Below are 26,666 nucleotides of genomic sequence, written 5' to 3'. Positions count from 1 at the left end.
GTAAGCGAAGTAGCAAATTTTAGCCCTGTTTTCTAAACGGAATCACCTGGGCTGCAGCTTTCAAGTTATCTAAATAATCAGCCCAGGTTTGCATCATCTTATGACGTTCCGGTAAGTGTGCCGTTCTATTGTAAGCTCTGCCGTTGGGGTCTTTGACGGAATGAGCTAGTTGATGTTCGATAAAATCCGGCCTGAATCCCAGCACTTCATCAAGAATAGTCCGCGCCATCGCCCTAAAACCATGGACTGTCATTTCATCTTTACCAATTCCCATGCGCCTTAAGGCAGCCAGCAAAGCCACATCTGACATGGCTCTTGAGCCGTTTGGGGTTCTGGCTGATGGAAACACGAATCTACCCATCCCTGTAAGCGGATGAATTTCTTCTAAAATTTCAATCGCCTGTCTGCTAAGCGGTACAATATGATCGGTTTTTGTTTTTGTTACCTGATAACGCCATTCTTTAGTATCAAGGTCAATATGATTCCACTCTGCTTGACGCAACTCACCAGGCCGCACAAAAACCAAAGGCGCAAGTCTTAACGCACATTTAACAATAAAAGAGCCGCTATATTCATCAATTGCTTTTAATAACGGCTTAACTTGTTGTGGATCGGTCATAGATGCAAAATTTCCACCATCGACCGATGTTAACGCGCCCTTTAAGGCTTGGGTAATATCGCGTTCAATGTAGCCGTTTGCCTCGGCATAACGAAAAACCTGCCCGCTGGTCTGTAAGGCTCTGTGCGCTGTTTCAATAGCGTTTCTGCTTTCAATACGTTGCAAAACTTTCAAGAGTTCCGGTGCTTTGATTTCAGTTATCGGCCGACTGCCTAACCACGGATATAAATCGCGTTTCAATAAGCTCATTGTCCGTTTTTGGTGGCTTTCCGACCTGATCAGCATTTTTTTGCTGTACCATTCTTCCGCTACGCATTGGAAGCTACCGATAGGCGATAGCCCGTCGGCAATTCGTTGTTCGGCTTCAACCTGTTTGGCTTTTACAATTTTGCTTTCTTTACGAAGGTCGCTGGGGTTTATGCCATTTGCCAGATTTTCTCTATTTGCTTCTGCTTGTTTTCTTGCCGCTGATAATGTTGTTTGTGGATATACGCCAAGTGATAAGGCTTTTCGTTTTCCCTCGAAAGTGTAAACAAAGCGCCACCATTTTTTACCGTCTGGCTTGACGAGCAGAAACAGGCCGCTGCCATCACTAATAAGCTGATCTTTGTCAGTGGGTTTAATCGCCCTCAAAGCCGTGTCATTCAAAAGGTTCTTAGCCATAGCGTAATAACTCCAGATGTAATAATTATGAATTTTAGGACTTATTACAATAGTTATTACATTTTTTGTCCAATCTTATTACATTTTACTGTACATCGCTGGACAATAAAAAACCCGCCAAGCCAGACAGCTTGCGGGTTTTTGGATTTTATCGTACGGTATAAAACATAAACTTGGTCGGGACGGCGGGATTTGAACCCACGACCCCTACACCCCCAGTATAGTGCGCTACCAGACTGCGCTACGCCCCGAAGTTTATTTCTAACAAGGATGCTGTTAAACATTAACAGCAAGCCGATTATTATACCAGAAATATTGTATAAATTACTTTAGTAATTCCAGAATATCTTCCAGCTCACCTATCATTTGATGGATAAGCTGTTTGGTCTTTAAGGTATCTTCTTTGGCATTGTCGCTAGTCAGATGCGATCTGGCACCGCCAATAGTATAGCCTTGTTCGTACAGTAAAGACCTGATCTGCCGGATTAACAACACATCGTGGCGTTGATAATAACGTCGGTTGCCACGTCTTTTTACAGGGCTAAGCTCAGTAAACTCTTGCTCCCAGTAACGTAGCACATGCGGTTTTACACAGCATAACTCGCTAACTTCACCAATGGTAAAATAGCGTTTAGCCGGTATGGCAGGCAGTTCGTTATTATTACTCGCTTCCAGCATACGCTTCTACTCGGGCTTTTAATTTTTGACCAGTCCGAAAAGTGACAACCCGGCGTGGTGTAATGGGAATTTCTTCACCCGTTTTGGGGTTGCGACCCGGACGACCACTTTTATCGCGTAATTCGAATTTGCCGAACCCGGATAATTTAACCTGTTCGCCACTTTCCAGAGAGCTTTTGATTTCATCAAAAAACAACTCAACTATTTCTTTGGCTTCGCGTTTATTTAAGCCAAGGTCTTCAAATAATTTTTCTGCAATATCTGCTTTTGTTAATGCCACAATCACTCCCTCAATCTTGCATTGTGTTTTGCCGCCAAAACAGCGAGTATCCGTTGAAATATAGCATCAATTTCCAATTCGGTAAGGGTTTGTGAAAAATCTTGTAAAATTAGGCTTAGAGCCACACTTTTACAACCTTCTGCAAGCCCTGGTCCCCGATAGATATCGAAAATCTGTACTTCACGAATGACTGCTTCCTGACAACGGGTAATACAGTCGATAATCGTACGTGCGGATAAGGCGTCATCAACAATCAATGCCATATCGCGGCGTACGGATGGAAACTTGGAGAGCGGCGTAAATTTAGGTACCGCTCTGGCCAATACTGCTTCTTGTTTTAACTCGAATAAGAAGACTGGGTTATCAAAACCGAGTTGCTTTTCAAGTGTTGGGTGCAGCATCCCCATTAAACCGATAATTTCACCACTATTATTTCTGATTTCTGCCGTTTGTCCGGGGTGTAAAGCCGGATGCTGTGCCGCGACAAATTCTGCCGTGGTCGCCGTTAAAGCAAATAATGATTCTACATCTGCTTTAAAATCATAAAAATCAATGGTTCTGGATTTTTCGCCCCATTGTTCGGCTTGTACAGAGCCGTAAGCTAAACCAGCCAACATTTTATCTTGCTGGATGCCATCTGTCGTGCGATAAAAACGTAAGCCGGCTTCAAATAGACGTACTCGATTTTGCTGGCGGTTTACATTGTAGAGTGCTGCATTTAGCAAACCACACCATAAACTGCTACGCATGACAGCCAATTCAGATGAAATTGGATTTTGAATGCGTATTATTTCATCAGCAGGTGCAATTAAGGATTGCATTGTTTCGTCTACAAAACTATAGGTAATCGCTTCTTGATAACCTCTATCTACCAGACAGTCTTGTAATCTGGCTAAAGGAAGTTCCGATTCCGGTGCTTTTGCAAGTTCAGAGCGCATCAGCAAGCTGTTACTTGGCAAATTATTATAGCCGTATATGCGTGCTATTTCTTCTAGTAAATCTTCTTCGATACTAATATCAAAACGAAAGCCTGGCGGGGTAATTTCCCAACCTGTGCTTTGTTCTGTTATTTGCATGCCCAAGCCTTTAAACATAGTCGAAATTTCGGCATTGCCAAGTTGAATGCCTAATATTTTTTCTATGCGTTGCTGGCGTAAAAAAATAGGTGAACGCGAGGGCAGGGCAGTGGCATTGCTTGCGGCGTTGATAGGTCCAACACTGCCACCAGCAATGTCCACTATCAATTGTGTAGCGCGTTCAATCGCACGTTGTTGCAGGGTAAAATCTACGCCACGTTCAAAACGATGCGAAGAGTCGGTGTGCAAGCCAAACTGGCGCGCTTTGCCAGCGACACTCAGTGGGCTAAAAAAAGCGCATTCCAGAAAAATATTACGCGTAGCCGCAGAAACTGCGCTGGCGTTGCCGCCCATAACACCCGCAAGAGCCAGTGCTTGCTGTTGATCGGCAATCACTAGTGCTTCACCATCCAGCGTGATGGTTTGCTCGTTAAGCAAGGTTAGGTTTTCACCCGCATGGCTGCGTCTAATAACGATGGGTGCGACTAGTTTGTCTGCATCAAAAGCGTGTAAAGGTTGTCCCAGCTCAATTAAAACATAATTGGTCACATCAACAACAGGGCTAAGGCTTCTAATGCCAGAGCGGCGCAAACGTTCTTGCATCCACAGCGGGGTTTCGGCCTCTGCATTGATGTTTTTGATCAGTCTGCCCAGATACACAGGACAATCCTGGTCGGCTTGCAGATCTATTGTCAATGTGTCTTGATGCTGAACGGTGGCGGTATCAATTAAAGGGCTGGAAAAAGCGATTTCATTCAGTACCGCTATTTCACGAGCCACGCCTTCCACACTTAAGCAGTCGGCACGATTGGGTGTCAGGCCCAATTCGATAGTGTGGTCGTTAAGCAATAAATAATCGCGTATATCGGTACCAACAGGTGCATCAGCTGGCAGCTCCATTAAACCGTTAGAATTAGTTGCTAGTCCCAGTTCTTTTTCGGAGCAGAGCATACCAAACGACAATTCACCGCGTAATTTGGATTCTTTTATTTTAAAATCGCCGGGTAATACCGCACCTATTAATGCAGCGGGAATTTTTAAACCCGGTCTGACATTGCTGGCGCCGCACACAATTTGCAGCGCTTCTGCTGTGCCAACATTGACCTGACAAACTTTCAGTTTATCAGCATTAGGATGTTGTACAGTTGATAATACTTCGCCAACCACCACGCCGCTAAAATCGGCTGCGACAGGTTGTACTGCATCCACTTCCAAACCCGCCATCGTCAATTGTGCGACTAAGCTGTCGGTGGATATTGACGGATTGACTAGTTCCCTTAACCAGGCTTCACTTACTTGCATGATTCAATCCACCGTTAATTAAACTGTTGCAAAAACTTAAGATCGTTTTCGAAAAACATTCGTAAATCATTGATTCCATAGCGTAACATTGCCAATCTTTCCACACCCATGCCAAAAGCAAAGCCAGAAAATTTTGGATATTCAATATTGACCGACTTAAACACTTCGGGATGTATCATGCCGCATCCCATTACTTCCAACCAGCCCGTTTGGCTGCAAACCCGGCAACCTTTACCATCACAGATAACGCATTCGATATCTACTTCGGCAGAGGGTTCTGTAAAGGGGAAATAAGAGGGGCGGAAGCGAACTTGAATGTCCTTCTCGAAAAAGGCACGTAAAAATTCGTACACAACACCTTTTAAGTCGGCAAAACTAACGTCTGTATCCACTAAAAAACCTTCAACCTGATGGAACATCGGGGTGTGGGTTAAATCGGAATCACAGCGGTATACCCGGCCCGGAGCAATCACTTTTAAAGGTGGTTGTGCGGATTCCATCACTCGAATCTGTACGGGTGAGGTATGGGTTCTTAATACGGTATGCGCATCAAAATAAAAGGTATCATGCATAGCCCGGGCAGGGTGGTGTGCAGGGATATTCAGAGCGCTAAAATTATGATAATCGTCTTCTATTTCTGGGCCTTCGACGACGGTAAAGCCGACACTGGCAAAAATTTTGGCAATACGACGCAGAGTAATGGTAACAGGATGTAATCCAGCGGGGGCTTGGCCGCGACCAGGCAGACTGACGTCAATACATTCACTGTTTAATCTGGTCAGCAGTTCCTGCTCTTCCAGTAATACTTTGCGAGCCTCTAAACTTTCCTGAAAAGTATTTTTAGCCGTATTGATCACTTGACCAACTTCACGGCGTTGTTCGGGATCAAGGCTACCCAGCTCTTTCATTTGTTGGGTAAAAAGGCCTTTTTTTCCTAGATAATTGACTCTGACCTGATCTAATTGATTAAGGTCATGGGCTTCTGCAACTGCTTGCAATGCCTGCGTAATAATGTCTTCGATATTAACCGGCACAACTCAGCTCACTATGGGTTATGTAATGGGGTGGCAGTCCAGAAACTAGCAATTCCAATCAGCAGATTCTCCGTATAAAACGGAGAATCCGATTCGAACTAGTCTTACACCTGAACTAAAAGGTAAAGACTATTGCCTGTATTAAGGTTTGCTTTGATTTGCAATTGCAATTTTGGCAATAGCGCCAAATGCATCTAAATCACGTACGGCTAAATCAGCCAGAACTTTACGATCGATTGCAACATTGGCTTTATTTAAACCGTTAATTAGGCGGCTGTAGGATATACCAAACAAACGCGATGCTGCGTTGATACGGACAATCCACAGGGCGCGGAATTGGCGTTTTTTCTGTTTACGGTCGCGGTACGCATACTGACCCGCTTTAATAACCGCTTGTTTGGCAACGCGATATACCCGGCTTCTAGCGCCGTAGTAACCTTTTGCCAGTTTTAAAATTTTCTTATGTCTTGCTCTAGCGGTGACGCCGCGTTTTACTCTAGCCATGTTCTACTCTCTTCAATGATGACAACAATTAACTGTAAGGCAACATACGCGCTACTAAAGGCGTATCTGAAGGGTGAAGAATGGCTGTTTTACGCAGCTGTCTTTTCCGTTTAGTCGATTTTTTGGTCAGAATATGACGCTTATGCGATTGTTTGCATTTAAATGCACCCGTACCGGTACGCTTGAAGCGTTTGCCAGCACCGCTATGGCTTTTCATTTTTGGCATTTGTTTTCTCCAATATAGTAAAGTTAAGTCCCTGATATAAAAACCCAGTGAGGCAAAATGCTTGGCCCCATTGAATTAGCGGCATCAAAAAACGATACCCGTTAACGATTCAATCCCGAATCGCAAAGCCGATTTTAAAATTAAAACGGCGAAATTATTTTTTCTTTTTAGGTCCCATGACCATCACCATCTGCCGGCCTTCCAGTTTTGGAAACTGTTCAACCAGGGCAACTTCTTCAAGGTCGGTTTCGATTCGTTTTAACAAATCCATCCCCAGCTCACGGTGAGTAAGCTCGCGGCCTTTAAAGCGCACAGTGATTTTGGTTTTATCACCTTCAGAAAGAAATTTGATCAGGCTACGTAATTTCACCTGATAATCACCTTCTTCGGTGCCAGGTCTGAATTTAATTTCCTTGATCTGGATTTGTTTTTGCTTCTTTTTGGCAGCTTGCAGTTTTTTGTTTTGTTCAAACTGATACTTACCAAAATCCATGACTTTACAAACGGGAGGATCGGCATTGGGTGATATTTCCACCAAATCCATGTTCGCATCATATGCAAGTTGTAATGCTTCGTTAATTGAAACAACACCAACCTGTTCACCTTCTGCACCTATTACTCGAACCCGTCTAGCGGTAATTTCAGTATTTAAGCGCGTTGCATCTTTTTTAGAGCTGATACCCTAATCCTCCACGTTGTAATTATTTCCTGTCCACAATCTGGTTATTCAAACGTTCAACTAATTCGCTGACGACTAAACTTCCAAGATCTTCGCCCTGTTGGGTACGAAGCGTGACAGCTTGATTTTCCAATTCTTTGTCACCGATAATTAAAAGATACGGTATACGCTGAATAGAATGTTCGCGAATTTTAAAGCCTATCTTCTCATTTCTCAAGTCTATTTTAACTCTAAAGCCTTGTTTTAGAAGTTCGAGCCTAACTTGTTCAGCATATTCGGCATGTTTGTCGCTAATATTTAGTATAACTAATTGTACCGGAGCCAGCCATAATGGGAAGTTTCCAGCATATTCTTCTATTAATATACCGATAAAGCGTTCCAACGAACCTAAAATTGCGCGGTGTAACATGACAGGAGTATGACGAGCACTGTCTTCGCCAATATAGGCAGCGCTTAATCGTTCCGGCATGGAAAAATCTACTTGGATAGTACCACATTGCCAGACCCGACCAATACAATCCTTTAAAGAGAATTCGATTTTAGGGCCATAGAAGGCGCCTTCACCGGGTTGAAGCTGCCATGGTAAACCTTTGGTATTCAATGCAAGCTCTAAAGCATTCTCGGCCTTGTCCCAGACGCTGTCGTCACCGACACGATTCTCCGGGCGGGTAGATAATTTAATCAATACTTCAGTAAAGCCAAAATCTTTGTAAACTTCGAACAATAAATCAATGAAAGTGGCTACTTCAGATTGAATTTGATCCTCAGTACAAAAAATATGTGCGTCGTCTTGTACAAAGTTACGAACACGCATAATGCCATGCAAGGTACCGCTGGGTTCGTTACGGTGGCAAGAACCAAATTCGGCAAGACGCACTGGTAAATCGCGGTAACTTTTTAGTCCTTGATTATAGATCTGAATATGGCAAGGACAGTTCATCGGTTTAACTGCGTAATCGCGGCTTTCCGAGTGCGTGGTAAAAATCATGTCACCAAATTTATCCCAGTGTCCGGATTTTTCCCATAAACTGCGATCAACAATTTGCGGTGTCTTTACTTCAGCATAGCCATTTACACGTAATTTTTGGCGAATATAGTTTTCTACCTGTTGGTAGATGGCCCAGCCTTTTTCATGCCAGAAAACCATGCCGGGCGCTTCTTCTTGCGAATGAAACAAATCCAGGGCTTTACCAATTTTACGGTGATCACGCTTTTCAGCTTCTTCCAGGCGATGCAAATAGGCGGCCAATTCTTTAGGATCGCTCCAGGCTGTACCATAAATGCGTTGCAACATTTCGTTTTTGGCATCGCCGCGCCAATAGGCACCCGCAATTTTCATTAGTTTAAAGGCTTTTATTTTTCCGGTGCTGGGTACGTGCGGACCCCGGCATAAATCGGTAAACTCGCCTTGTGTATACAGAGATAAGTCTTCGCTAGTCGGAATAGAGGCGATTATTTCTGCCTTATAGGTTTCGCCCAGGCCAGTAAAAAATTCAACAGCTGCGTCTCTGGATAGTAATGAACGACTAACGGGTATGTCTGCATTGACCAGTTCCTGCATTTTTTTCTCAATAGCAGTCAGGTCGTCTGGCGTAAAAGAGCGTTCGAAAGCAAAGTCGTAATAAAAGCCGTTTTCAATCACGGGTCCTATGGTTACTTGCGCTTTAGGGAATAATTGTTTTACGGCTTGTGCTAGCAAATGTGCTGTAGAGTGGCGGATAATATCAACGCCTTCTTCATCTTTGCTGGTAATTATTTGTAGACGGGCATCAGAATCGATTAAGGTTGATGCGTCAACCAATTTGTCATCAACTTTGCCAGCCAATGTTGCTTTGGCCAGGCCCGCACCAATAGATTTAGCGATATCCATGACGCTAATGGCTTGATCGAATTGACGTTGTGAACCATCGGGAAGAGTAATAACAGGCATTGTCTGTTCCGTAATAAAAAAAGCACCGACAAGCGGTGCTTTACTTTGTTTGGTAGGCACGAGTGGACTCGAACCACCGACCCCCACCATGTCAAGGTGGTGCTCTAACCAACTGAGCTACGCGCCTGAAGTCTTATCGTTCGAGCCGTTCATTATAACCAGACGCGAATAATATGCAAGTACTTTTATGCGTAACAGAGTATAAACTTGGCGTTTTAGGCTGTGTAGTTAGTGTTTTAGCCTTGAAGCAAGGAGTCGAACACCTCAAAGTTAAATAACAGGGGGAAGTGGTACTCCCCCCGTATTTTGGTCAAAAAGTAAGCGATTTTAAGGTTGTGGGGTAGCGACTGTGCTGGGGCTTACTTCTGCTTTATCGGCGTTCAAGCTGCTAAATTCGCCTTCAAATTCAATTTTGGCATGCACTTTTAACTCTTTAATGGCATTTTCAACAAATTGTTTGTGTTGAGTAGCGTTTAAATATTTTTCAATGATAGGTGTGGCTTTGGCTAAATCCACATTTTCGGTGGTGAAAGAAATGACAGACATAACCAATATTGCATTGTCTTTATCAAAAGTTATGTATTGGCCTTCTTTTAAACCTACTAAAGTGGTTAACTGTTCTAACGGAACATTTTCCGCGCCTTGGGTTACCTGTTTTGCCTGATAAGGAATTCTATTTTGATCAAGTGCTTTTAATAAATCATCAAGAGCAGCATTAGTTGCCAAGGCTTCGGTTAAAGCGGTTTGTTTACCTTCTGCTTTACTGATTAACACTTCTTTAAGTTTAAATGTTTTATGCGCGGAAAACAGGTCTGGATGTTCCTGATAATAAACCTGTACTTCATTTTCAGTAGGTTTAGGCGCATTTTTGGTGATTTTTTGCAATGTGGCTTGTGCCAGAATTTGTCTTTTGCCTTGTTCGATAGCCAGCATGGTTTCTGGATCACGATCTAATTTATCGGTAAGTGCCTGTTGATATAGAACAGAAATGTCTACCAGATTATTAAGAATTTTCTTTTTAGCGGCATCAGCATTTTCAGGGGTGATATTTTTGCTGTGCGATAAAACATAATTCAACTGATGAATGGAAATTTCATCGTTGTTAATTTTTGCGATGACCTGAGTGGCACCCTTTTCTTTATCGTGCTGTTCGCATGCCGCAAGGGTCAGCATTGAAAGCGCAATTAATAGTTTTAAAGAGATGAAATTTTTCATGCGAATTAATAACCTGTAGTGAAAATAAAAATCAGTAAAATGATTGGGTTTAAAAATACTGGGGATAGTCAAGAATAGTTTGATATTAAACACGAATGTGCATAATGCTTTAACTATTGACTGTATTACAGTTGATTAGATTATATTACACTACGTTATCCAATCAGACTTATTTGCTAGTTACAGAGGTAAATACTAACCGATTACAGAAAGTTCTGCCATACACTATAAGGGATTTTGTTAAAATAATGCGGCTAGATAGAGTTTTAAGCCGCGAATAAGTTTTATTTTGCTATATCAAAAAGGTTGGCTCTCATCATGCCATTCATACAATTCCGTCAACAGAGGATTGCATTGGCAACAACTGGTTCCGCACGATGGACCGCCAGATTGCAGTTGTCTAACCTTGCCTTTTTTTATCCATTTGGACAGCATACCACGTAATGCATCCGCTTCGATCTGAAAGTGTACGACTAATTCATCCAGACTAACGCGTTGTTTGGATTGTAAAAAAATGCGCAAATCGGCTAATATCATGTGGGTAATCCGGAGGTTGGTTTTTGACCAAACTGGCGAAAACTAATAATAATAACAGCAAATAATAGTAGTAATCCCAGCCACCAACCCAGGCTAGCTGCCGGGTGATGTTGGTAGGTCAGTGCTTGATAAAACAAGGTGGCGGTTACATAAGCCATAAACGTTGTCCACACCACCACAAACGCGGTCCATCCTGCGCTGGTTTCTTTGTAGATTGCAGCAGTAGCTGCTACACAAGGTGCATATAGCAGAATAAATAATAAATAGGCAAAAGCGCCTATTTGGCCGTCAAAATGCTGTTGCATCACAGTAAAGGTATTGATTTTTACTTGTTGGCGATCTGCTACAGCGGTGGCATCACTCATATCTCCCATATTCAAGCCTAATGGGTCGGTTAGTTTAGTTAAAACAGTGGATAAATTGTCAGGAACTGTCTGGCAAGCACTAAGCAGAGCTTGTTTTAAGTCAAATACTTTTTCTGGAGTGTTTCCAGCTTCTGTTCCCATCTGACTATATAAAGCATCTAAAGTGCCAACTACGGCTTCTTTAGCTAATACGCCCGTAAAAATACCCACGGTGGCAGGCCAGTTATCAGGCGTAATACCCATCGGTTTAAATGCAGGTGTTAAAAATCGACCAATTTCGCTTAACACCGAACGGTCACTATTTTCACGCCCAAAACTGCCATCTGTGCCATAAGAATTCAGCATATTCAGTATTAGCACCATGGGTACAATGATTTTGCCGGCATTTAATAAAAAGGTTTTTAGTCTATCCCAGGTTTTAGTAAACACACCTTGTAAAGTAGGCAGATGGTAAGCCGGTAGCTCCATTAAAAAAGGAGTGGCTTGGCCTCTGAGTAAGGTATGTCGCATGATTAATCCGGTCAACACGGCGATAATAATGCCCAAAAGATACAAGCCGAATACCAGATTTTGTCCTCCGACTGGAAAAAAAGCAGCCGCAAACAGTGCGTAAACCGGTAAGCGGGCACCACAGGACATAAAGGGTGTCATTAAATTGGTTAAAATGCGGTCGCGTTGATTATCCAAGGTGCGGCTGGCAATAATGGCGGGTACATTACAACCAAATCCAACGATCATGGGTACAAAGGATTTTCCAGGTAAACCAATCAGGCACATAAAACGGTCCATGACAAACGCTGCCCTGGACATATAGCCAGAGTCCTCAAGCATGGACAGAAAAATAAACAGAAAACCAACGATAGGAATAAAAGTGGCCACTACCTGAACGCCACCACCAATTCCATTGGCAATTAATACAACTAACCATTCAGGTAACTGCAAATTGTTAAGTAGTACACTAAGCCCATCAACTAAGAACGCGCCTACAAATTGTTCAAAAAAGTCTATAAAAGCGCTACCAATATTAATGGTAAACAAAAACATGGCATACATAACCATTAAAAAAACCGGTATGCCTAAAAAACGATTGAGAACTATGCTGTCAATTTTATCGGTGGCATTTCTGGAAACTTCATTCAGTTTGCAGATTGCAGATTTAACTAATTCATTGACCAGACCATAACGTGCGTCAGCGGCTAATATATCAATTTCATCGGCGGTATTGGTTTCAATCGTTTCGCGTAATTCATCAGCCAGCGCACACAAATTGGCACCCGCTATTTGTTTGGCTAAGGTGTCGTTTTCCAGCAGCCTTAAGGCTAGCCAACGTTTGTTGCAATTGGGATTAGGCAGTTGGCTATCAATAGCGGTCAGTAATGTAAGAACGGCCTGTTCAATCTCCGTATGATAGGTCACGCTTAAGCTGGGTACGGGCGAGTTAACACACGCTTGATTGATAGTTTCTTTTAATTCTTTTAAACCCCAGCCAGTTGCGGCGGTAATGGGGACAACCGGGCAACCTAACTGTTTGGATAGTAGTGCTATATCAATTTTAATGCCACGCTTTTTAACAGCGTCCATCATATTTAACACTACTAGCATTGGTACTTGCATTTCCATTAACTGGGTAGTCAAATACAGATTACGCTCAATATTAGCGGCATCCAGAATATTGATCACTAACTGCGCCTGACGGCTGGCGACAAAATCACGGGCTACTTTTTCGTCTAGTGAGATATTGTCATCATCGGCTTCTAAAGAATAGGTGCCGGGTAAATCAATTAAATCAATCTGTGTGCTATTAAACTGATATTGACCGGTTTTTTTTTCAACAGTAACACCAGGCCAGTTACCTACATGTTGTTTGCTGCCTGTTAAGGCATTGAATAAGGTGGTTTTGCCGCAATTTGGATTGCCGACTACACCGACAGTAAAAGTTTGAGTCATAGCTTATCTATTAGCAGCACTGAAGCTTCGTTTTTACGTAAAGTAAGCGAGAAGCCGCGAATTTTAATTTCAACTGGATCACCTAACGGTGCAAACCGGGTTACGCTAAATTCAGTTCCCGGTGTTAATCCCATAGCCAACAATTTTTTTCGGTACACACCTCCCGCTTGATCGAAACCAATAATGCGGCCGGAATCCCCAACCGCCAGGGTTTTTAGGTAAGTAGCCATATCAAAGCCGAAAGGTAATTAATAATGATTATCATTAAACCATAAATTTAAGTAAAAGTGGATGTATTTTATTAAAGCTTGTGAAGCAATAAACAGACTATTTATGGCTATAGATAATTGATGCAAGCGCGGACACCTTAATGTGTAATATTGCTGCTAATAGACGCTATGATACAGATAGCTTGGATTACGACTTGCCCGTTCTTAAGAAAATGCAAGTGTTTGTTAAAATTATATTCAACGTATCATGGTTGATGCACTTGATAAGCGCTACTTGTGTGTGGGATGTAGCAGGTAGGTAACTCTATGTCTGCCTAAGAGTTACCCCACCTCCCTATATAAACAATCATAAAACCATGGTTAATAATGCCCAAAGCTTGCATTGCATTAATTGATTTTAATTATTGTGTCTGTAATACAGGCTTATGCATTGATTATTGGAAGAAATTGTCCTCCAGTAACATATCTTCAAAAAAGGCACCATAGGCTTCGCTGGGATGGCGAATATGGATTTCCAGCACCCAGATCAAGCGGGAAGGATTGAATTCAACATCGGCAAGCGGTCCATCGTAAATGGCTGCATGTGGAAAATCTCCAATGCGATGGCCCGATAAATCCATATTCAGTTCCCATCCGCGCTGTTCAGCCTGAGCGGCCGCATAGTCATAGAGTGCTTTACCTGTCGCACCCGTTTCAAACCAAAGTTTACGTGTTAATGCAAATATCTCTCTGGCATCATCGGCACATTTTTGTAGTTCTGGTTTGTTCCCAACCACAAAGGTGTCGCCACCATCGCCTTCCCATAGCTTCCATACCGGGCCAATATCAATCAGAAATATATCGTTGTCTTTTAGCACAACACCCGGCTCTGAGGGCGCTCCAAAGGTTTTAATGGTATTTCTGCCAAAACGTACAAAAACATCGTGCCATCCCCTTAACATACCCGCTTCGGCAAGTATGTCCTTAGCCATTTCCACGGCATCTTCTTCCACCATGCCTGGTTTAACCGCTTGTGCGATTTGGTGGATGGCATTTCGAGTCATGCTGCGCACTTCAAGCAGTTGTTCTGCATCAAATGCCGTACCGGTTTGTTCAAGTGCATGTTGGGTCAACGTTTCAGCGTGTGTGCTTGTCATCATCATTCCTTAGTAGGATGGTTAATAAAATAAAGACGTTGGATGTGTCTTTACGAAGGTATTGAAAAACATAAATCTTCCAGCTTGGCATGCAGTTGAATCTGACAGGCCAGACGATCATACGGTGTTGGGTTATCGAGAACATTCAACAATCTTGCTTCGACCCTATCAGCAGGTTCGATACGGTCCATCCATGCTGCTTCTATGTGTATACGGCAACTGCCGCATGATTTATTTCCACCACAGATGCCTTGCAACAAACCTTGTGCTTTTAAACCTGTCAAAAGGGAAGCCGTATTGGGTAACAGCAATTCTTGTGTTTCTCCATCACTACGTAACAGCTGTACTCGAAGTTGATTATCAGTTGAAAGGGCGCGTGGCTGTTGCATTCCAGAAGACGAAAATGCATCGGCATAAAAGTGTTGGGCTTTCATGTTGCATTGCCTCATTAGTCGTTCACGTGCTGTGGCTATCATGCTAGGTGATCCGCAAGCGTAAACAAGGCTATCCTCTAGACAGGGCAAATCTGCAACAACCCTATCTGTAATAAATTTAATATATTCAGTTTTGCTCTCTGTTCTCTGAGTTAATATCGGTACAAATTTAAAATTTGGATATTGAATGGCAAGTTGATTAAATTCATTTGCCAAGAACAATTGGCTAGGCTCAGTGTCGGCCCAGTACAAACTGATAGCTTGATTACAGTTTGCTGCAAGTCTTTCTTCCAGGATTGCGGCCAGTGGCACAATACCTGTTCCTGTCGCCAGCATTAAGGTAGTGGCCGCAGGCTGTTCGGCATCGTGCCAAACACAGTTTCCGTAAGGACCGCTGATGGAAAGTGGTAATGGTTGCTGTGGTTGTAAAGACAATGCTTCTTGCAGCCAGGTTGAGAACAATCCATTGCTGCGCAGTCGAATATAAAACTCTAACGCACGACCTGGCTGATAACTGTTGGCCATCGAATAGCAACGCGTTTCACCATTGTTTAAATGTATGGCGATATATTGCCCAGCTTGATAGGGCATATCGGTCCTATTCCCTATGCGTAACCGCAGTAGCACAACATTGTTACACATTTTTTCAATGGTCTCGACCGTCGCTATCTGTTTGACACTATTTAGCATTGTTTGCGAACTACTCATCATTATTATTGGTATGTTCTGTAATTTAGGTAAATAGTCTCAAATTATGTGACCATTACATACATCCAGTTTTAGAATTATTACTGGTCCAGTTATTGAATAACTATCGATATACTTCATTAAGTGAGTACCGTTATGCTTAGAATTTGGGATTTTGACCTTAACATTAATCGTGATAGCGACATTGCCTTGCATGTGCAAATTGTGCAATCTTTGATTGGGGAGATAAGGCGTGGACGTTTAAGCAACAGCACACCCATTCCCGGTAGCCGCGAATTGGCTGAGCGTTTACAGGTTAACCGCAAAACCGTGGTGTTAGCCTATGAAGAGCTGGTTGCCCAGGGTTGGTTAGAAACTCAAGGTCGTCGCGGCACCTTTGTTGCGGCAAAGCTCCCAGTCATTCATACCGCAAAATCGAGTACCGATGACGCTAATAACGAATTTATTGCAGTAAAAAATAGTAAGCCGACTTTGCTTAGCAATACCGGTAGTTGGGATACATTGATGCAAAATGGGGTTATTGATCTAAATGACGGCATTCCCGATGCACGCATAATCCCCTATACGGTTTTATCCCGCGCATACCGCCATGCGCTTTTGAAGACATCCAGAAATAATCTACTTGGTTATGGCGATCCGCGTGGTGTTAGCGCGTTACGCAAGTCCTTAGCCAGCATGCTAAATTTAAAGCGCGGACTCGCCGCAAATGAAAACAATATCTGTATGGTGCGTGGCAGTCAGATGGGCTTATATGTGGCTGCCCGTGTATTGGTGAGTCCAGGCGATTGTGTGGTTTTCGAAACCCTGAGTTATGCGCCTGCACAGACAGCATTCCAGGCCTGTGGAGCTAAAATTTTAACCGTCGAGCAGGATCGTGGTGGCCTGATTGTAGAGCATCTGGAATCCTTGTGCAGTAAAAATCCAGTAAAAGTGGTGTATGTAACACCTCATCATCAATATCCTACCACTGTTATGATGACGGCAGAACGGCGTTTACGCTTGCTGATGTTGGCAGAACAATTCAATTTCACTATTGTGGAAGACGACTATGATCACGAGTTTCACTTTGATCATAGTCCCACGCACCCCATTGCCAGTATCGATCAGCATAAAAGAATTGTCTATATTGGCTCGATGTCAAAAATTTTGGCACCCGGCTTACGGGTTGGCTATTTGGTGGCCTCACAACAGCTAGTCGATCAATGTGCAAACATCATTCTGCAAATAGACAGACAAGGGAATCCGGTCACTGAATTTGCCGTCAATGAGCTAATGGAGAGCGGAGAGTTGCATAGACATATTCGCAGGGCGCTTAGAACCTATGCGCAACGGCGCAACGCTGCCATAGAGTCAATCAGGACTTTTCTTGGCGATTATGTTGAATTCGACATACCAGCTGGTGGTTTGGCATTCTGGTTGCGGTTACACAAGGAAACCGATAGCAAAACTCTCGCCACTATGGCATTGCAAAATGGTTTGCGTATCGTATCTAGTGAACAATATTCAATTATTACTGCAAAAGTAGCGGGTATTCGCGTGGGATATGCCAGCCTTTCTGACGATGTTTTCAAAATGGGCATCAAACGTCTAAACGAGGTTTTAGCACAAATAACAATGTAGCTTATTAAAGAATAAAAGTGATGGGTGTATAGTCGAGAAGAAACTGGCTGCACCGCTGAGTGATGCAGCCAGTCAAATTGTAACTATCCTTGTTTACATTCAGATTTTAGTCTTTGTGATGATGATGGCCAAAGTCGAACAGAGTGGTCAAATCGCCAATGGATGGACCATTTTCGGGTTTATATGGGTTTTCATCATCTGCAACTGGATTAGGCAGATTGTCACGACTACGGTTAGAGATAGGAGACAGATGCCAGTTTTTCTCGATAAACTTCAGAATAGAAGCATGGTCGGTGTAAGTGTGATCTACGTGACCTTTTTTAGCATAAGGAGAAACGACTAACAAAGGAATACGTGTGCCATCACCAAAGAAGTCAACTGCTTGCACATAACCTGAGTCATAGTATCCGCCGCCTTCATCCGTTGTGATGATAATTGCGGTTTCAGCCCACAAGGTAGGATTGCTTTGAACTTGCTTAATTAAATCTTGCAAGAACAGTTCGTACAAATCAGCATTGGAATCAGCTGGATGGCCAGCTAAGGCTTCGAATGGACGTACATAAGACACGGCAGGCAAGGTATTGTTTTTAACATCAGCCAGGAACGCGCCATAGTTTTGCAGTTTTGCTTCCTCGCTAGGATTGGTCATAATGCTGCTATAGCCAGTCAAAGGGTCGCAAATGCCGCAGTAAGAATGAAACAGTAAAGATACGCCGTTCACATCGTTTGCATATTTAGTGAGGTCATCACCACGGTCTGCGCTGTAGTATTTCCAGGAAATACCGTTAGCGGTCAACTTATCGGCAATAGTTGGAACGCTTTGTGGTGGCAAAGTGAATGATGTAGGTCCTAAAGTACGGGTAGAACTACTGGTTTGGTTCCAATACAGGTTGTAATTGTTAACCAGGTAATAGTGATTTTTTTCGCAATTGCCGTGTTTAACACCTTGTCTTTTAATTTCCTGATTGACTGCAGCAACACCGGGTTGACTATCATCCGCACAGTTTACATAAGAACCGCCGCCATAACCGTCTTGGGTGTAATAGTTATTGGTGCCAGAAACTGGATTTGGATTTTCAATTTGATTTGGCCAAGGTTTAGCTGCTGAACCGTCCAATTTCGTTGGGTCGGTAAAGAAAGCGGCATCACCTGTGATTAAAGCTTGGAAGTTAGCGCCTGTACCACCCATGATAGCTTGGTGATAGTTATCGCTGATGGCATATTGGTCGGCCAGAGATTTGAAGACAGGGGCGTCACCGGCGCTCATGTTAAAGAAGCCCATTGATATTGCGCCTTCTTGTGGGTTAAAACCGCCAGCAGGGTATGGGTTGCCATTGGAGCCTGTGCCGATTGTTTCTTCTACCCAAACGAATTTATCGTGTTTGCCACCATCCAGATCTTGCCACATTTGGAAGAAACGATGAACTGGGTCGCCAGTATAGGAATTATAAGGTGCGTAGTGGCTGATTTGGTAGGGACCATTAGCCAGGTTGCTTGGGAAACGGCTATCCAATACACCGGCTGATTCGCCTATTGCATAAGTAGTGTAAGGTTGTGGCAAACCTGCGTCGTAATCGCCTTTGTTTTTGGTGATGACACGATATTTGTCAGTATCCACGCCAATGTTTTGTTTAGCAAGGTGGAAATTGACACCGGGAGTGCCGTCTGCGTTAACAATTCTTTTGCTCAGCAAGTTATCAATATGTTGACCAGCTTTAGGTGTGTATGCGCCAAACAGGTTATCGAAACTGTGGTTTTCACCCACAACAACGATAACATGTTTAATTGGCGTTGCGGTAACGCTTGCATTTACCTGCGTTACAGGCATCATCATTGCCGTCAACGCCATAGCCGCTACTAGAGGGCGTAAGCGTAATGTCTTCTTGTTGTTCATTTATGTTACTCCATAAATACAAATTGATAAGGTTTTTACACATTGAACACTCACTGTGCAATTGGATTGTAATAGTTTGTTATTACAGCTTTATTGAACTGATATTACAGTTTGACGAAACCATAGTAAGAACAGTGGTACTTTTTAAAGTAACTTCAAATCTATTGCGGATGTGGAAGGTGCCAATCCGATTTCATCCCTATTGTTTGCATGTGAATTGAACAAAAGCGAACTATTTCACGCTTTTCTAGTGAATTACTTTGCAGATTACAAACATGAATATCCTGATACTGTCCGCTAAGATGATTTGTATTTAATACAAAAAATTTTAAGTCATTACTTATATTTATTAGCCCAGTTAACCTATTGCAAACAAACTAGAAACATCATGATTTTAAATATGAATTTAATGCTAGGGTTTCAAGCTGGGCTTAAGCGAAGATCAATGTTCATGTGGTGAATTACCTTACAAATTTCTCGTCCTAATTGCCGATGCTGGAGGCTAACATGTCAAATATTAAAATCTTGATTGTTGTAGATGGTATTTTTAACCTTACCACTACCTATCCTGCCAACTTCACCGATGCGAATTACGGGCCAGACGCTTGGTTCACCCTGTCACATTTGATTTTGACACTTCGCGGCGCCGGTTTTGTGGTCGATACCGCAAGCCGTGGCTTCAATGTTGCTGGAAATTTCGATAATGAGGCTCTGGTGAACAGCGTTGCCGATCCTGCAGCTACGCTCAAGGGACCCGATCCGAGCAACCCCACACCGTTTCGTTTTGATGATCCAAGTGTCGATCTGCATTTCTACGACGAGTTATGGCTGTTTGGTTTTGAGGGGGTAGATGGTACTGGCTTCCGGGTTGGTCCAGGTGCAATGACTGCCGAACCCGGCGCGCTGACCGACAGTGAGTTGGCTGCGATTACAGCCTTCATGCAAGCAGGCGGAGGTATATTCGCAACGGGTGATCACGACGGACTGGGATCTGCACTTTGTGGGCGTATCCCGCGCGTACGTTATATGCGCAAATGGTATTCGTCTGGCGATAGCTACCCAGGGCGTCCACCGCTGGCAGTCGATAACTGGTCTGGAGGCGGTTCTGGACGTATCGACACACTGCAACACGGTGTTGGCGACAGTACCGATTCCAGCGGTAACCTGCACTTCTTTTTCGACAATCAATCCGATGATATTCCGCAGCCATTATATGCACTGATACCCTCGCATCCTGCCATGCAGGGTGCAAGCGGTGTATTGACAATCTTTCCTGATCACATGCATGAAGGCGAGGTCATCGCTGCTTCCGGCGATCAGCTAAAACAAACTTCGGCCAGTGACACGACGCTTGCTTTTGCCGGCGCAGGTTTCACGGAATTTCCTAGCATATCCGGCTATCGAGAGCCTCCAAAGGTTTTGGCGCAGGTCGCTACAGGTACGCCCGGAGCGGGGGGAACCTTGGTTGGACATGTCACCGACATCGGTGAGGGTGGCCCCACCCCAAATTGCGAGAATAAAAACTTCAGCTCCGATGGCACTGTCTGTCAGGCCATACCCTTTGTTCACAATGTTTCCGGTGTCAATGCGCTGGCTGCCTATGACGGTGCCACGATGAATGTCGGCAGAATCGTGACTGACTCTTCCTTTCATCATTATCTCGATCTCAACTTACTTGGTGATCCTTGCAGTATCGACGTTGCAAAGCAGAGCGGTTTCAAGGGGACACCCCATCTGGCTGAGCTAGATGCATTTTACGTTAATCTGGCGAACTGGTTAGCATGGAAAGAGCGTAATTTCTATTTCGTATTCGGTAAGAATAATTACGGACGCGATGAAGTCAATGACAGCCTCGATTACCCAACGGCCTTCTATGTGTTCCTTGAGGGTTATACGCCCAATCTGTTAGCCGGTGCGAAACCCGTGTTCGTTGGCTCTTTTTCCTCAATTAATATTCCCGGACTTACCATCACCGGGCCAATCATTACTTATGATGTTGGCAATAGCGGTTCCAACGCCAATGTGACTCAGCGCATTCGTTTTGAATATGCTGTGCACTTTACTGCTTCATCTCTAGGGGTTTTCCCTGCTCAAGGTAGTCCGCCTAAAGCCTTCTCTTTGGAGGCAAACATCCTCATCCAGGGTAAGTCCATCCCTACGCAGACCGCGGAATTTTTCTTGCTGGGTGGCGACGATCCTTATTTTGCCAATGTGAACGCCAACGCTGGCAATCCTTTTTATCTCAGTCAGGATTTACGCGTATTCACCATTACCCCGACTGCAAATGGACAGACACCAATCGGAACCGTTCCATTCAACTTTACCAGTGGTGATCCTACCACGCTGGATACAGCGGCTGGCTATCACTATATTCAAGATTTAGTGGATTATTTTAATAACCAGATCGGGTACAAAAACTCGAGTTACGTACCGCCTGACACGAACGCGACCGATCCGCTGGACGGTCTGTTGCCTGCACAATTTGGCGCATTGCTGGGCGACTCTACTGTCACACCTTTCACTGGTTCAAATGTGAATTATAATTTCGCTATTGCGCGAGTACGTCTGAAAGGCGCATCTGGCCCTGGTGCGGCTGCGAAGAATGTAAAGGTTTTCTTCCGTGCTTTCACGACGCAAACCTTCGATACGGATTACATCAATACACCTACAGTGATTTCTGGTAGCGATCCGCAATTAACCTATCCCAGCACCGGAGCGGACAATGACCCGCAAAGTCCTTTACCGGGTAGTTTTAACGGGGTTATCAATGGCTGCTCACTGCCATTTTTCGTCACGCGTAATTTTGTGGATGGTCCCAGCGACTATGATGCCGCCGGGCCGAATAATCTCACTATTGAGATTCCGGGAGGGCAGGATTACACCTGGGCATTCTTCGGCTGCTTCCTGAATGTTAATGACCCAAACAATCAATATGGCGGGCAGCCCGTGCAACACTGGTTTGCAGGTAGCGCCCATAATTGCCTAGTTGCGCAAATTGCTTATTCCGACGCACCTATTGTAAATGCCAATGGCGTGATTGCTAATCCAGAAATATCCGACAAGTTGGCTCAGCGCAATCTTCAGGTGACGACATCAGGAAACCCCGGTTTTCCAGCTACCCACAAGGTTCCTCAAACAATTGATTTACGACCTAGTCCACCAGCACTTAGTACAGCTCGTTTTGGAATTTCCAGCTATCCAGATGAGATCATGATCGATTGGGGTAATACACCTATCGGTAGTATCGCTAGAATCTACTGGCCGGCAGTGAAAATGGAGAAGGTGTTGAGCTTATCTGCACGGCTGTATTCAGCACATAACCTGATTGCGGAGGATGCCAATACACTACGATTTGAGGTTACAGGACCTGTCACTTATATACCCATACCGGAAGGACGCGGGGATGGCTTTCCGGGCTTGCTGACAGTTGATCTTCCGGCAACAGTACGGGTGGGTAATGCCTTTGATATCACTCTGCGCCGTATCACTACTAGACGATTCGGACAGGATATAAAGCTAAACAGGGATAGTGTTACCCGTCTGGCGGAATTGTCCACCGCAGCTCCGCTCTGGCGCTATGTCACTGGCAGTTTCCATATGACCATACCCGTGACGCAGGAAAGCATAATCCTCCCGGATGATGAAAATCTGCTGGCAATATTGAAATGGCGGCTGGGACTGATTGGTCCCGGTAATCGTTGGTATCCGGTGTTATTACGTTATATCGCCGTTATTTCGGACCGTATAAATGGCATGGGTGGAAACGCAGCGACTATACCGCCTTCTTCCAATGGGTTTCAGCCTCCTTCAAAATGTGGAGTCCATCACCACCATGAGCATTGCTACACAGGTAAGATTATTGATGTGCGCTATGACAGGTTCGGCGATTTCGATGGTTTTACTCTTGTTTCCGAGCAGGGACATGAACACAGGTTCAGGGGGCGTGAGCGTGAAGTAGAGGATATTGTAGTGCGTGCCTGGATTGAGCGTTCCACTATCAGCGTAGTGGTTGAAGTGAATAATCCTGATTGGCCAGCCTCTTTTGTTTTACATCGCCAAAATTGAAATTAGCTAAGCAAGTATTGCTTGAAAAAAGGGGTTATGCTCAAGCACAGCCCCTCATTCAATTAGCTGTTTAGTCGTTATCCTGTTTTAATGGTGCTTACATTGATGGAATTTTACTTATATACCTATGTAAACAAGCGTTGTAATGCCCATTCTACGTGTTCGCGCACGATAATCGAATCGTGCAACTGTTTAGCTTGCAAAGCGGTAATAATTTCCTGACAGGCTTGTGCATTTCCCAATGCCACCGCAATATTCCGTAACCAGCGCACATGGCCAATACGGCGTATTGCCGAGCCTTCTGTGTATTTTAGAAACTCGGCTTCGCTCCAACTGAATAAATTAATCAAGCTACTATTATCTAATTGGTAACGCGGTTTAAAATCGGACTCAACGCTAAGTTTTGCAAAGCGGTTCCAAGGGCAAATCAGTTGGCAGTCGTCACAACCATAGATACGATTTCCCAGTAACGGCCGAAATTCAACCGGGATACTGCCCTGCAATTCTATGGTTAAATAAGAGATACAGCGGCGGGCATCCACCTGATAAGGGGCAACGATAGCTTGGGTGGGGCATATATCAATACAGGCACTGCATTGTCCGCAATGGTTTTTGACCGGTTGATCAGCAGGTAAGGGTAGGTTAGTATAAAGCTCACCTAAAAAAAACCAAGAGCCTGCCTGACGATTAAGTAGATTGCTGTGTTTGCCAATCCAGCCCAAGCCTGCTTTTTCTGCAATGGCTTTTTCTAAAACCGGCGCACTATCAACAAAAGCACGGTAACCAAAAGGGCCGGTTGCCAGCGTAATTTTATCTGCCAACGTTTGCAGACGTTTACGCAGCACCTTATGGTAATCGCGTCCCAGCGCATAGCGGGAGACAAAAGCAGCAGCGGGATCTGTTAATATGCTTTCACTAACGCTACGCAACTCAGTTGCATAATCCATGCGTACACTGATAATACTACAGGTATCTGCTTGCAACAGGGCAGGGCGACTGCGTTTTAAACCGTGAGCCTGCATATAGTCCATTTCACCGTGATAACCAGCAGCCAACCAGTTGTGCAACTGCTTTTCAGCTATACTCAGGTCAATATCACTGATACCTACTTGTTGGAAACCTAATTCCAATCCCCACTGCTTAATTTGAGTGGCCAGTTGGATGAAATTGGGAATAAGGTGGTTTTGCATGATCAGGTATGGTTATATAATCAACAATCACGAACATTTTACACAATAGCTACATGCAAAAATTATATAAAACAGCCCAAATTCGGCAGGTAGAACGCATAACGAGTGAAAATTTCAATATTAGTGGCCAGCAAATGATGCACAAAGCCGCGCAATCTGCCTTTACAGCTTTACATCAACGCTGGCAGGAGCCACAGCAATTAGTATTGTTTTGCGGTGCTGGCAATAATGGTGGGGATGGTTATGTGCTGGCCAGGCTGGCTTTAGCGGTTGGGTATCCGGTTTGTGTGTATAGCTTGACCGATGCATCTGCTTTGCATGGAGATGCGGCAACTGCTTATCAGGATTTTATAACTGCTGGGGGTATGGTTAACACCTTCCATCCGGCAATGACTATCCCTACCAATGCCATCATTATTGATGCATTGTTTGGTACCGGCTTAAACCGACCATTGTCCAATGAATATATTCAGCTTATCAATACAATCAATGCCAGTGCTTGTCCGGTTTTAGCTTTGGATATACCTTCCGGATTGCAGGCCGATACCGGTTGTGTGTTAGGGGCAGCAGTTAAAGCCGATGTGACGGTTACCTTTATCGGTCTGAAAACAGGTTTGTATACAGGAGAGGCTGCGGATTATATCGGACATATTGTGCTTGCTGACTTAGATTTACCGGCTTTGTTGTTAGAAGAATTAACACCAGCGGCAAGTTTACTCGAAAAAATGCCTTTACCTGTACGTCAACGCTGTGCACATAAAGGCCATTTTGGGCATGTATTATTAATAGGTGGTAATGATGGCTATACCGGTGCCATCAGGCTCGCTGCGGAAGCGGCATTATTTAGTGGTGCTGGCTTGGTCAGTATTGCCACACGCGCTAGTCACAGTGCAACCCTAACCCTAAATCGACCAGAAATAATGTGTCATGCGGCTGAAAATCACGAGCAAATACAGAGCTTGTTGCAGAAAGCCAGCGTGGTCGTGATTGGGCCTGGACTCGGGCAGGACAGTTGGGCGCAAACGATGCTGGCAACCGTGTTAGAGGCCAATAAACCCACTGTCATTGATGCGGATGCCTTAAATTTATTGGCCAAACAACCCTCTCAGCGACAACACTGGATTTTAACGCCACACCCAGGTGAAGCTGCGCGTTTATTAAATACTAGTACGACTGAAGTTTCTGCGGATCGTTATGCTGCTGTTAGTGCTATACAACAACGCTTTGGTGGTGTGTGTTTGTTAAAAGGAGCAGGAACACTCTTGGCTGATGCCGAACAGATTCGAGTCGGCACTACAGGTAATCCAGGTATGGCGAGCGGCGGGATGGGGGATGTCTTGTCGGGTGTGATAAGTGGTTTGCTGGCACAGGGTTTAAGTTTGGCACAGGCAGCCGGTTTGGGCGTTTATGTACATGGCCAAGCGGCAGATCGGCTGGCGCAACGTTATGGAGATCGAGGATTGTTAGCCAGTGAATTATTTCCAGAAGTTAGGTATTGTTTAAATCATTCAGATTAAATACACCTACATTTTATAGTGTAACTGCTGCTACAATGATAGCTCCTTACTATTAATATTACGCTAAGCCTATGAAAACGTATCATTTGCCTGTAGGACTGCCGAATTTACCTTTATCAGTCAAAATGTTGTTTACAGGTTATTTATTAACCATAGGCTTTGGATTAATGATGGCGGGCGCGCAAATAATGTTGACGCATGGTATGGCCGATGGCAAACCGGGCTTATCAGTGGAAGATATTGCCTATAGCTATCACGGTAACCGCGACGGTACCACTTTGGAAGCCAAGTTAAATGGATCGATGAAAGATAAGGCAAGCCCTGAAATCCGTATTGAAGTTATTAAATGGGCTCGCGAAGGTGCGCCTGCAGAGCAATGGGAAAGTCATTTTAAGGCTGTATTTACTGAAAACTGTACCCTTTGCCATAATGCAGAGTCAGGATTACCTGATTTTAGCAAGCTAGAGAATGTGCAACATGTGGCTACCATAGACAAGGGAATCTCCATAGCCTCTTTAACTAAAGTGTCACATATTCATCTGTTTGGTATCTCCTTTATTTTTATACTGATGGGTGCTATTTTTGCTTTCGCTGTGGGTATTTCAGAACTGAAGAAAGCGATATTAATCAGTATTCCTTTTGCATTTTTGATTATAGATGTCATTTCCTGGTGGTTAACTAAATTAAATGCCGATTTTGCCTGGATTACCATTATAGGTGGCTATGGTTATACAATGGCTTCAACGGCTATGTTGTTAATCAGTCTTTATCAGATGTGGATTTTACCTATAAAACAGGCCAAACAATAATCAGAATG

The 26,666-nt window shown here is 44.0% G+C and carries 21 protein-coding genes and 2 tRNA genes; 4 read left to right on the top strand and 19 right to left on the bottom strand.

Annotated elements, in window-relative coordinates; translation table 11 throughout:
• Positions 1-19: 19 nt before the first annotated feature.
• The 17 genes from ABH008_RS13915 to ABH008_RS13835 all read right to left on the bottom strand — a co-directional run bounded on the left by ABH008_RS13915 (position 20) and on the right by ABH008_RS13835 (position 15,545).
• Positions 20-1,282, bottom strand: coding sequence for an integrase arm-type DNA-binding domain-containing protein (locus ABH008_RS13915; protein ID WP_347986217.1), 1,263 nt, complete (start codon positions 1,280-1,282; stop codon positions 20-22).
• Between the two features lie 174 nt (positions 1,283-1,456).
• A tRNA-Pro gene (locus ABH008_RS13910) sits at positions 1,457-1,533 on the bottom strand.
• Between the two features lie 73 nt (positions 1,534-1,606).
• A complete protein-coding gene (locus tag ABH008_RS13905) occupies positions 1,607-1,960 on the bottom strand; it encodes a MerR family transcriptional regulator (protein WP_347986216.1) in 354 nt (117 codons plus the stop codon).
• Positions 1,944-2,243 carry an integration host factor subunit alpha gene (gene ihfA / locus ABH008_RS13900; RefSeq protein WP_347989978.1) on the bottom strand — a complete coding sequence of 100 codons (300 nt, stop codon included), beginning with the start codon at positions 2,241-2,243 and terminating at the stop codon, positions 1,944-1,946. Before ihfA ends, ABH008_RS13905 begins: the two co-directional genes overlap by 17 nt.
• Positions 2,243-4,618, bottom strand: a complete 2,376-nt coding sequence (pheT, locus tag ABH008_RS13895) for a phenylalanine--tRNA ligase subunit beta (RefSeq protein ID WP_347986215.1) — start codon at positions 4,616-4,618, stop codon at positions 2,243-2,245. The genes ihfA and pheT overlap by 1 nt, the downstream gene beginning before the upstream one ends.
• A 14-nt stretch (positions 4,619-4,632) precedes the next feature.
• Positions 4,633-5,652, bottom strand: coding sequence for a phenylalanine--tRNA ligase subunit alpha (gene pheS / locus ABH008_RS13890; RefSeq protein ID WP_347986214.1), 1,020 nt, complete (start codon positions 5,650-5,652; stop codon positions 4,633-4,635).
• Positions 5,653-5,793: 141 nt separating this feature from the next.
• Positions 5,794-6,156: a 50S ribosomal protein L20 gene (gene rplT / locus ABH008_RS13885; RefSeq protein WP_347986213.1), complete on the bottom strand. Its 363-nt coding sequence runs from the start codon at positions 6,154-6,156 to the stop codon at positions 5,794-5,796.
• A 28-nt stretch (positions 6,157-6,184) separates the two neighbouring features.
• On the bottom strand, positions 6,185-6,382 hold the full coding sequence (rpmI, locus tag ABH008_RS13880; RefSeq protein ID WP_347986212.1) for a 50S ribosomal protein L35: 198 nt from the start codon (positions 6,380-6,382) through the stop codon (positions 6,185-6,187).
• 154 nt (positions 6,383-6,536) lie between these two features.
• Positions 6,537-7,061: a translation initiation factor IF-3 gene (gene infC, locus ABH008_RS13875; RefSeq protein ID WP_347989977.1), complete on the bottom strand. Its 525-nt coding sequence runs from the start codon at positions 7,059-7,061 to the stop codon at positions 6,537-6,539.
• Positions 7,062-7,083: 22 nt separating this feature from the next.
• Positions 7,084-8,991 (bottom strand): threonine--tRNA ligase, encoded by a 1,908-nt coding sequence (thrS, locus tag ABH008_RS13870; protein ID WP_347989976.1) that lies wholly within the window; start codon positions 8,989-8,991, stop codon positions 7,084-7,086.
• Positions 8,992-9,041: 50 nt separating this feature from the next.
• A tRNA-Val gene (locus ABH008_RS13865) sits at positions 9,042-9,118 on the bottom strand.
• A 200-nt stretch (positions 9,119-9,318) separates the two neighbouring features.
• Positions 9,319-10,206, bottom strand: coding sequence for an EpsD family peptidyl-prolyl cis-trans isomerase (locus tag ABH008_RS13860; RefSeq protein WP_347986211.1), 888 nt, complete (start codon positions 10,204-10,206; stop codon positions 9,319-9,321).
• 297 nt (positions 10,207-10,503) lie between these two features.
• Positions 10,504-10,743: a FeoC-like transcriptional regulator gene (locus ABH008_RS13855; RefSeq protein ID WP_347986210.1), complete on the bottom strand. Its 240-nt coding sequence runs from the start codon at positions 10,741-10,743 to the stop codon at positions 10,504-10,506.
• On the bottom strand, positions 10,740-13,055 hold the full coding sequence (gene feoB / locus ABH008_RS13850) for a Fe(2+) transporter permease subunit FeoB (protein WP_347986209.1): 2,316 nt from the start codon (positions 13,053-13,055) through the stop codon (positions 10,740-10,742). Before feoB ends, ABH008_RS13855 begins: the two co-directional genes overlap by 4 nt.
• Complete coding sequence (locus ABH008_RS13845; protein WP_347986208.1) at positions 13,052-13,285, bottom strand: FeoA family protein; 234 nt, start codon at positions 13,283-13,285, stop codon at positions 13,052-13,054. The genes feoB and ABH008_RS13845 overlap by 4 nt, the downstream gene beginning before the upstream one ends.
• Positions 13,286-13,719: 434 nt before the next feature.
• A complete protein-coding gene (locus tag ABH008_RS13840; protein WP_347986207.1) occupies positions 13,720-14,421 on the bottom strand; it encodes a M24 family metallopeptidase in 702 nt (233 codons plus the stop codon).
• A 50-nt stretch (positions 14,422-14,471) separates the two neighbouring features.
• The gene (locus ABH008_RS13835; RefSeq protein ID WP_347986206.1) at positions 14,472-15,545 is read right to left on the bottom strand and encodes an FAD-binding oxidoreductase; all 1,074 of its coding nucleotides are present in this window, start codon (positions 15,543-15,545) and stop codon (positions 14,472-14,474) included.
• A 153-nt stretch (positions 15,546-15,698) separates the two neighbouring features.
• On the opposite strand from ABH008_RS13835, the gene ABH008_RS13830 reads away from it, so the two are divergent.
• Positions 15,699-17,183, top strand: coding sequence for a PLP-dependent aminotransferase family protein (locus ABH008_RS13830; RefSeq protein WP_347986205.1), 1,485 nt, complete (start codon positions 15,699-15,701; stop codon positions 17,181-17,183).
• Positions 17,184-17,289: 106 nt separating this feature from the next.
• Here ABH008_RS13830 and ABH008_RS13825 read toward each other — a convergent pair whose 3' ends face one another.
• Positions 17,290-19,077, bottom strand: coding sequence for an alkaline phosphatase family protein (locus ABH008_RS13825; RefSeq protein ID WP_347986204.1), 1,788 nt, complete (start codon positions 19,075-19,077; stop codon positions 17,290-17,292).
• 507 nt (positions 19,078-19,584) lie between these two features.
• Here ABH008_RS13825 and ABH008_RS13820 point away from each other — a divergent pair.
• The gene (locus ABH008_RS13820) at positions 19,585-23,142 is read left to right on the top strand and encodes a hypothetical protein (protein WP_347986203.1); all 3,558 of its coding nucleotides are present in this window, start codon (positions 19,585-19,587) and stop codon (positions 23,140-23,142) included.
• A 125-nt stretch (positions 23,143-23,267) separates the two neighbouring features.
• Here ABH008_RS13820 and queG read toward each other — a convergent pair whose 3' ends face one another.
• A complete protein-coding gene (gene queG / locus ABH008_RS13815) occupies positions 23,268-24,332 on the bottom strand; it encodes a tRNA epoxyqueuosine(34) reductase QueG (RefSeq protein ID WP_347986202.1) in 1,065 nt (354 codons plus the stop codon).
• A 53-nt stretch (positions 24,333-24,385) separates the two neighbouring features.
• Between queG and ABH008_RS13810 the strand changes: the two genes are divergently transcribed.
• Together ABH008_RS13810 and ABH008_RS13805 are read left to right on the top strand one after the other, a co-directional pair.
• Positions 24,386-25,849: an NAD(P)H-hydrate dehydratase gene (locus tag ABH008_RS13810; protein ID WP_347986201.1), complete on the top strand. Its 1,464-nt coding sequence runs from the start codon at positions 24,386-24,388 to the stop codon at positions 25,847-25,849.
• A gap of 71 nt (positions 25,850-25,920) precedes the next feature.
• Positions 25,921-26,658, top strand: a complete 738-nt coding sequence (locus ABH008_RS13805; RefSeq protein ID WP_347986200.1) for an elongation factor-1 alpha — start codon at positions 25,921-25,923, stop codon at positions 26,656-26,658.
• Positions 26,659-26,666: the final 8 nt, after the last annotated feature.

Source organism: Methylomonas sp. AM2-LC (assembly GCF_039904985.1).
Classification (GTDB): Bacteria; Pseudomonadota; Gammaproteobacteria; order Methylococcales; family Methylomonadaceae; genus Methylomonas.
This window is presented reverse-complemented; position numbering and strand designations above follow the sequence as displayed.

Coding starts and splice junctions, on each gene's coding strand:
- ABH008_RS13840 (WP_347986207.1), bottom strand. CDS start 14,421: ATGACAAGCACACACGCTGAAACGTTGACCCAACATGCACTTGAACAA.
- ABH008_RS13810 (WP_347986201.1), top strand. CDS start 24,386: ATGCAAAAATTATATAAAACAGCCCAAATTCGGCAGGTAGAACGCATA.
- thrS (WP_347989976.1), bottom strand. CDS start 8,991: ATGCCTGTTATTACTCTTCCCGATGGTTCACAACGTCAATTCGATCAA.
- ABH008_RS13805 (WP_347986200.1), top strand. CDS start 25,921: ATGAAAACGTATCATTTGCCTGTAGGACTGCCGAATTTACCTTTATCA.
- feoB (WP_347986209.1), bottom strand. CDS start 13,055: ATGACTCAAACTTTTACTGTCGGTGTAGTCGGCAATCCAAATTGCGGC.
- ABH008_RS13905 (WP_347986216.1), bottom strand. CDS start 1,960: ATGCTGGAAGCGAGTAATAATAACGAACTGCCTGCCATACCGGCTAAA.
- ABH008_RS13835 (WP_347986206.1), bottom strand. CDS start 15,545: ATGCTAAATAGTGTCAAACAGATAGCGACGGTCGAGACCATTGAAAAA.
- ABH008_RS13825 (WP_347986204.1), bottom strand. CDS start 19,077: ATGAACAACAAGAAGACATTACGCTTACGCCCTCTAGTAGCGGCTATG.
- rpmI (WP_347986212.1), bottom strand. CDS start 6,382: ATGCCAAAAATGAAAAGCCATAGCGGTGCTGGCAAACGCTTCAAGCGT.
- ABH008_RS13830 (WP_347986205.1), top strand. CDS start 15,699: ATGCTTAGAATTTGGGATTTTGACCTTAACATTAATCGTGATAGCGAC.
- ABH008_RS13845 (WP_347986208.1), bottom strand. CDS start 13,285: ATGGCTACTTACCTAAAAACCCTGGCGGTTGGGGATTCCGGCCGCATT.
- ABH008_RS13860 (WP_347986211.1), bottom strand. CDS start 10,206: ATGAAAAATTTCATCTCTTTAAAACTATTAATTGCGCTTTCAATGCTG.
- ABH008_RS13820 (WP_347986203.1), top strand. CDS start 19,585: ATGTCAAATATTAAAATCTTGATTGTTGTAGATGGTATTTTTAACCTT.
- rplT (WP_347986213.1), bottom strand. CDS start 6,156: ATGGCTAGAGTAAAACGCGGCGTCACCGCTAGAGCAAGACATAAGAAA.
- ABH008_RS13855 (WP_347986210.1), bottom strand. CDS start 10,743: ATGATATTAGCCGATTTGCGCATTTTTTTACAATCCAAACAACGCGTT.
- ABH008_RS13915 (WP_347986217.1), bottom strand. CDS start 1,282: ATGGCTAAGAACCTTTTGAATGACACGGCTTTGAGGGCGATTAAACCC.
- pheT (WP_347986215.1), bottom strand. CDS start 4,618: ATGCAAGTAAGTGAAGCCTGGTTAAGGGAACTAGTCAATCCGTCAATA.
- queG (WP_347986202.1), bottom strand. CDS start 24,332: ATGCAAAACCACCTTATTCCCAATTTCATCCAACTGGCCACTCAAATT.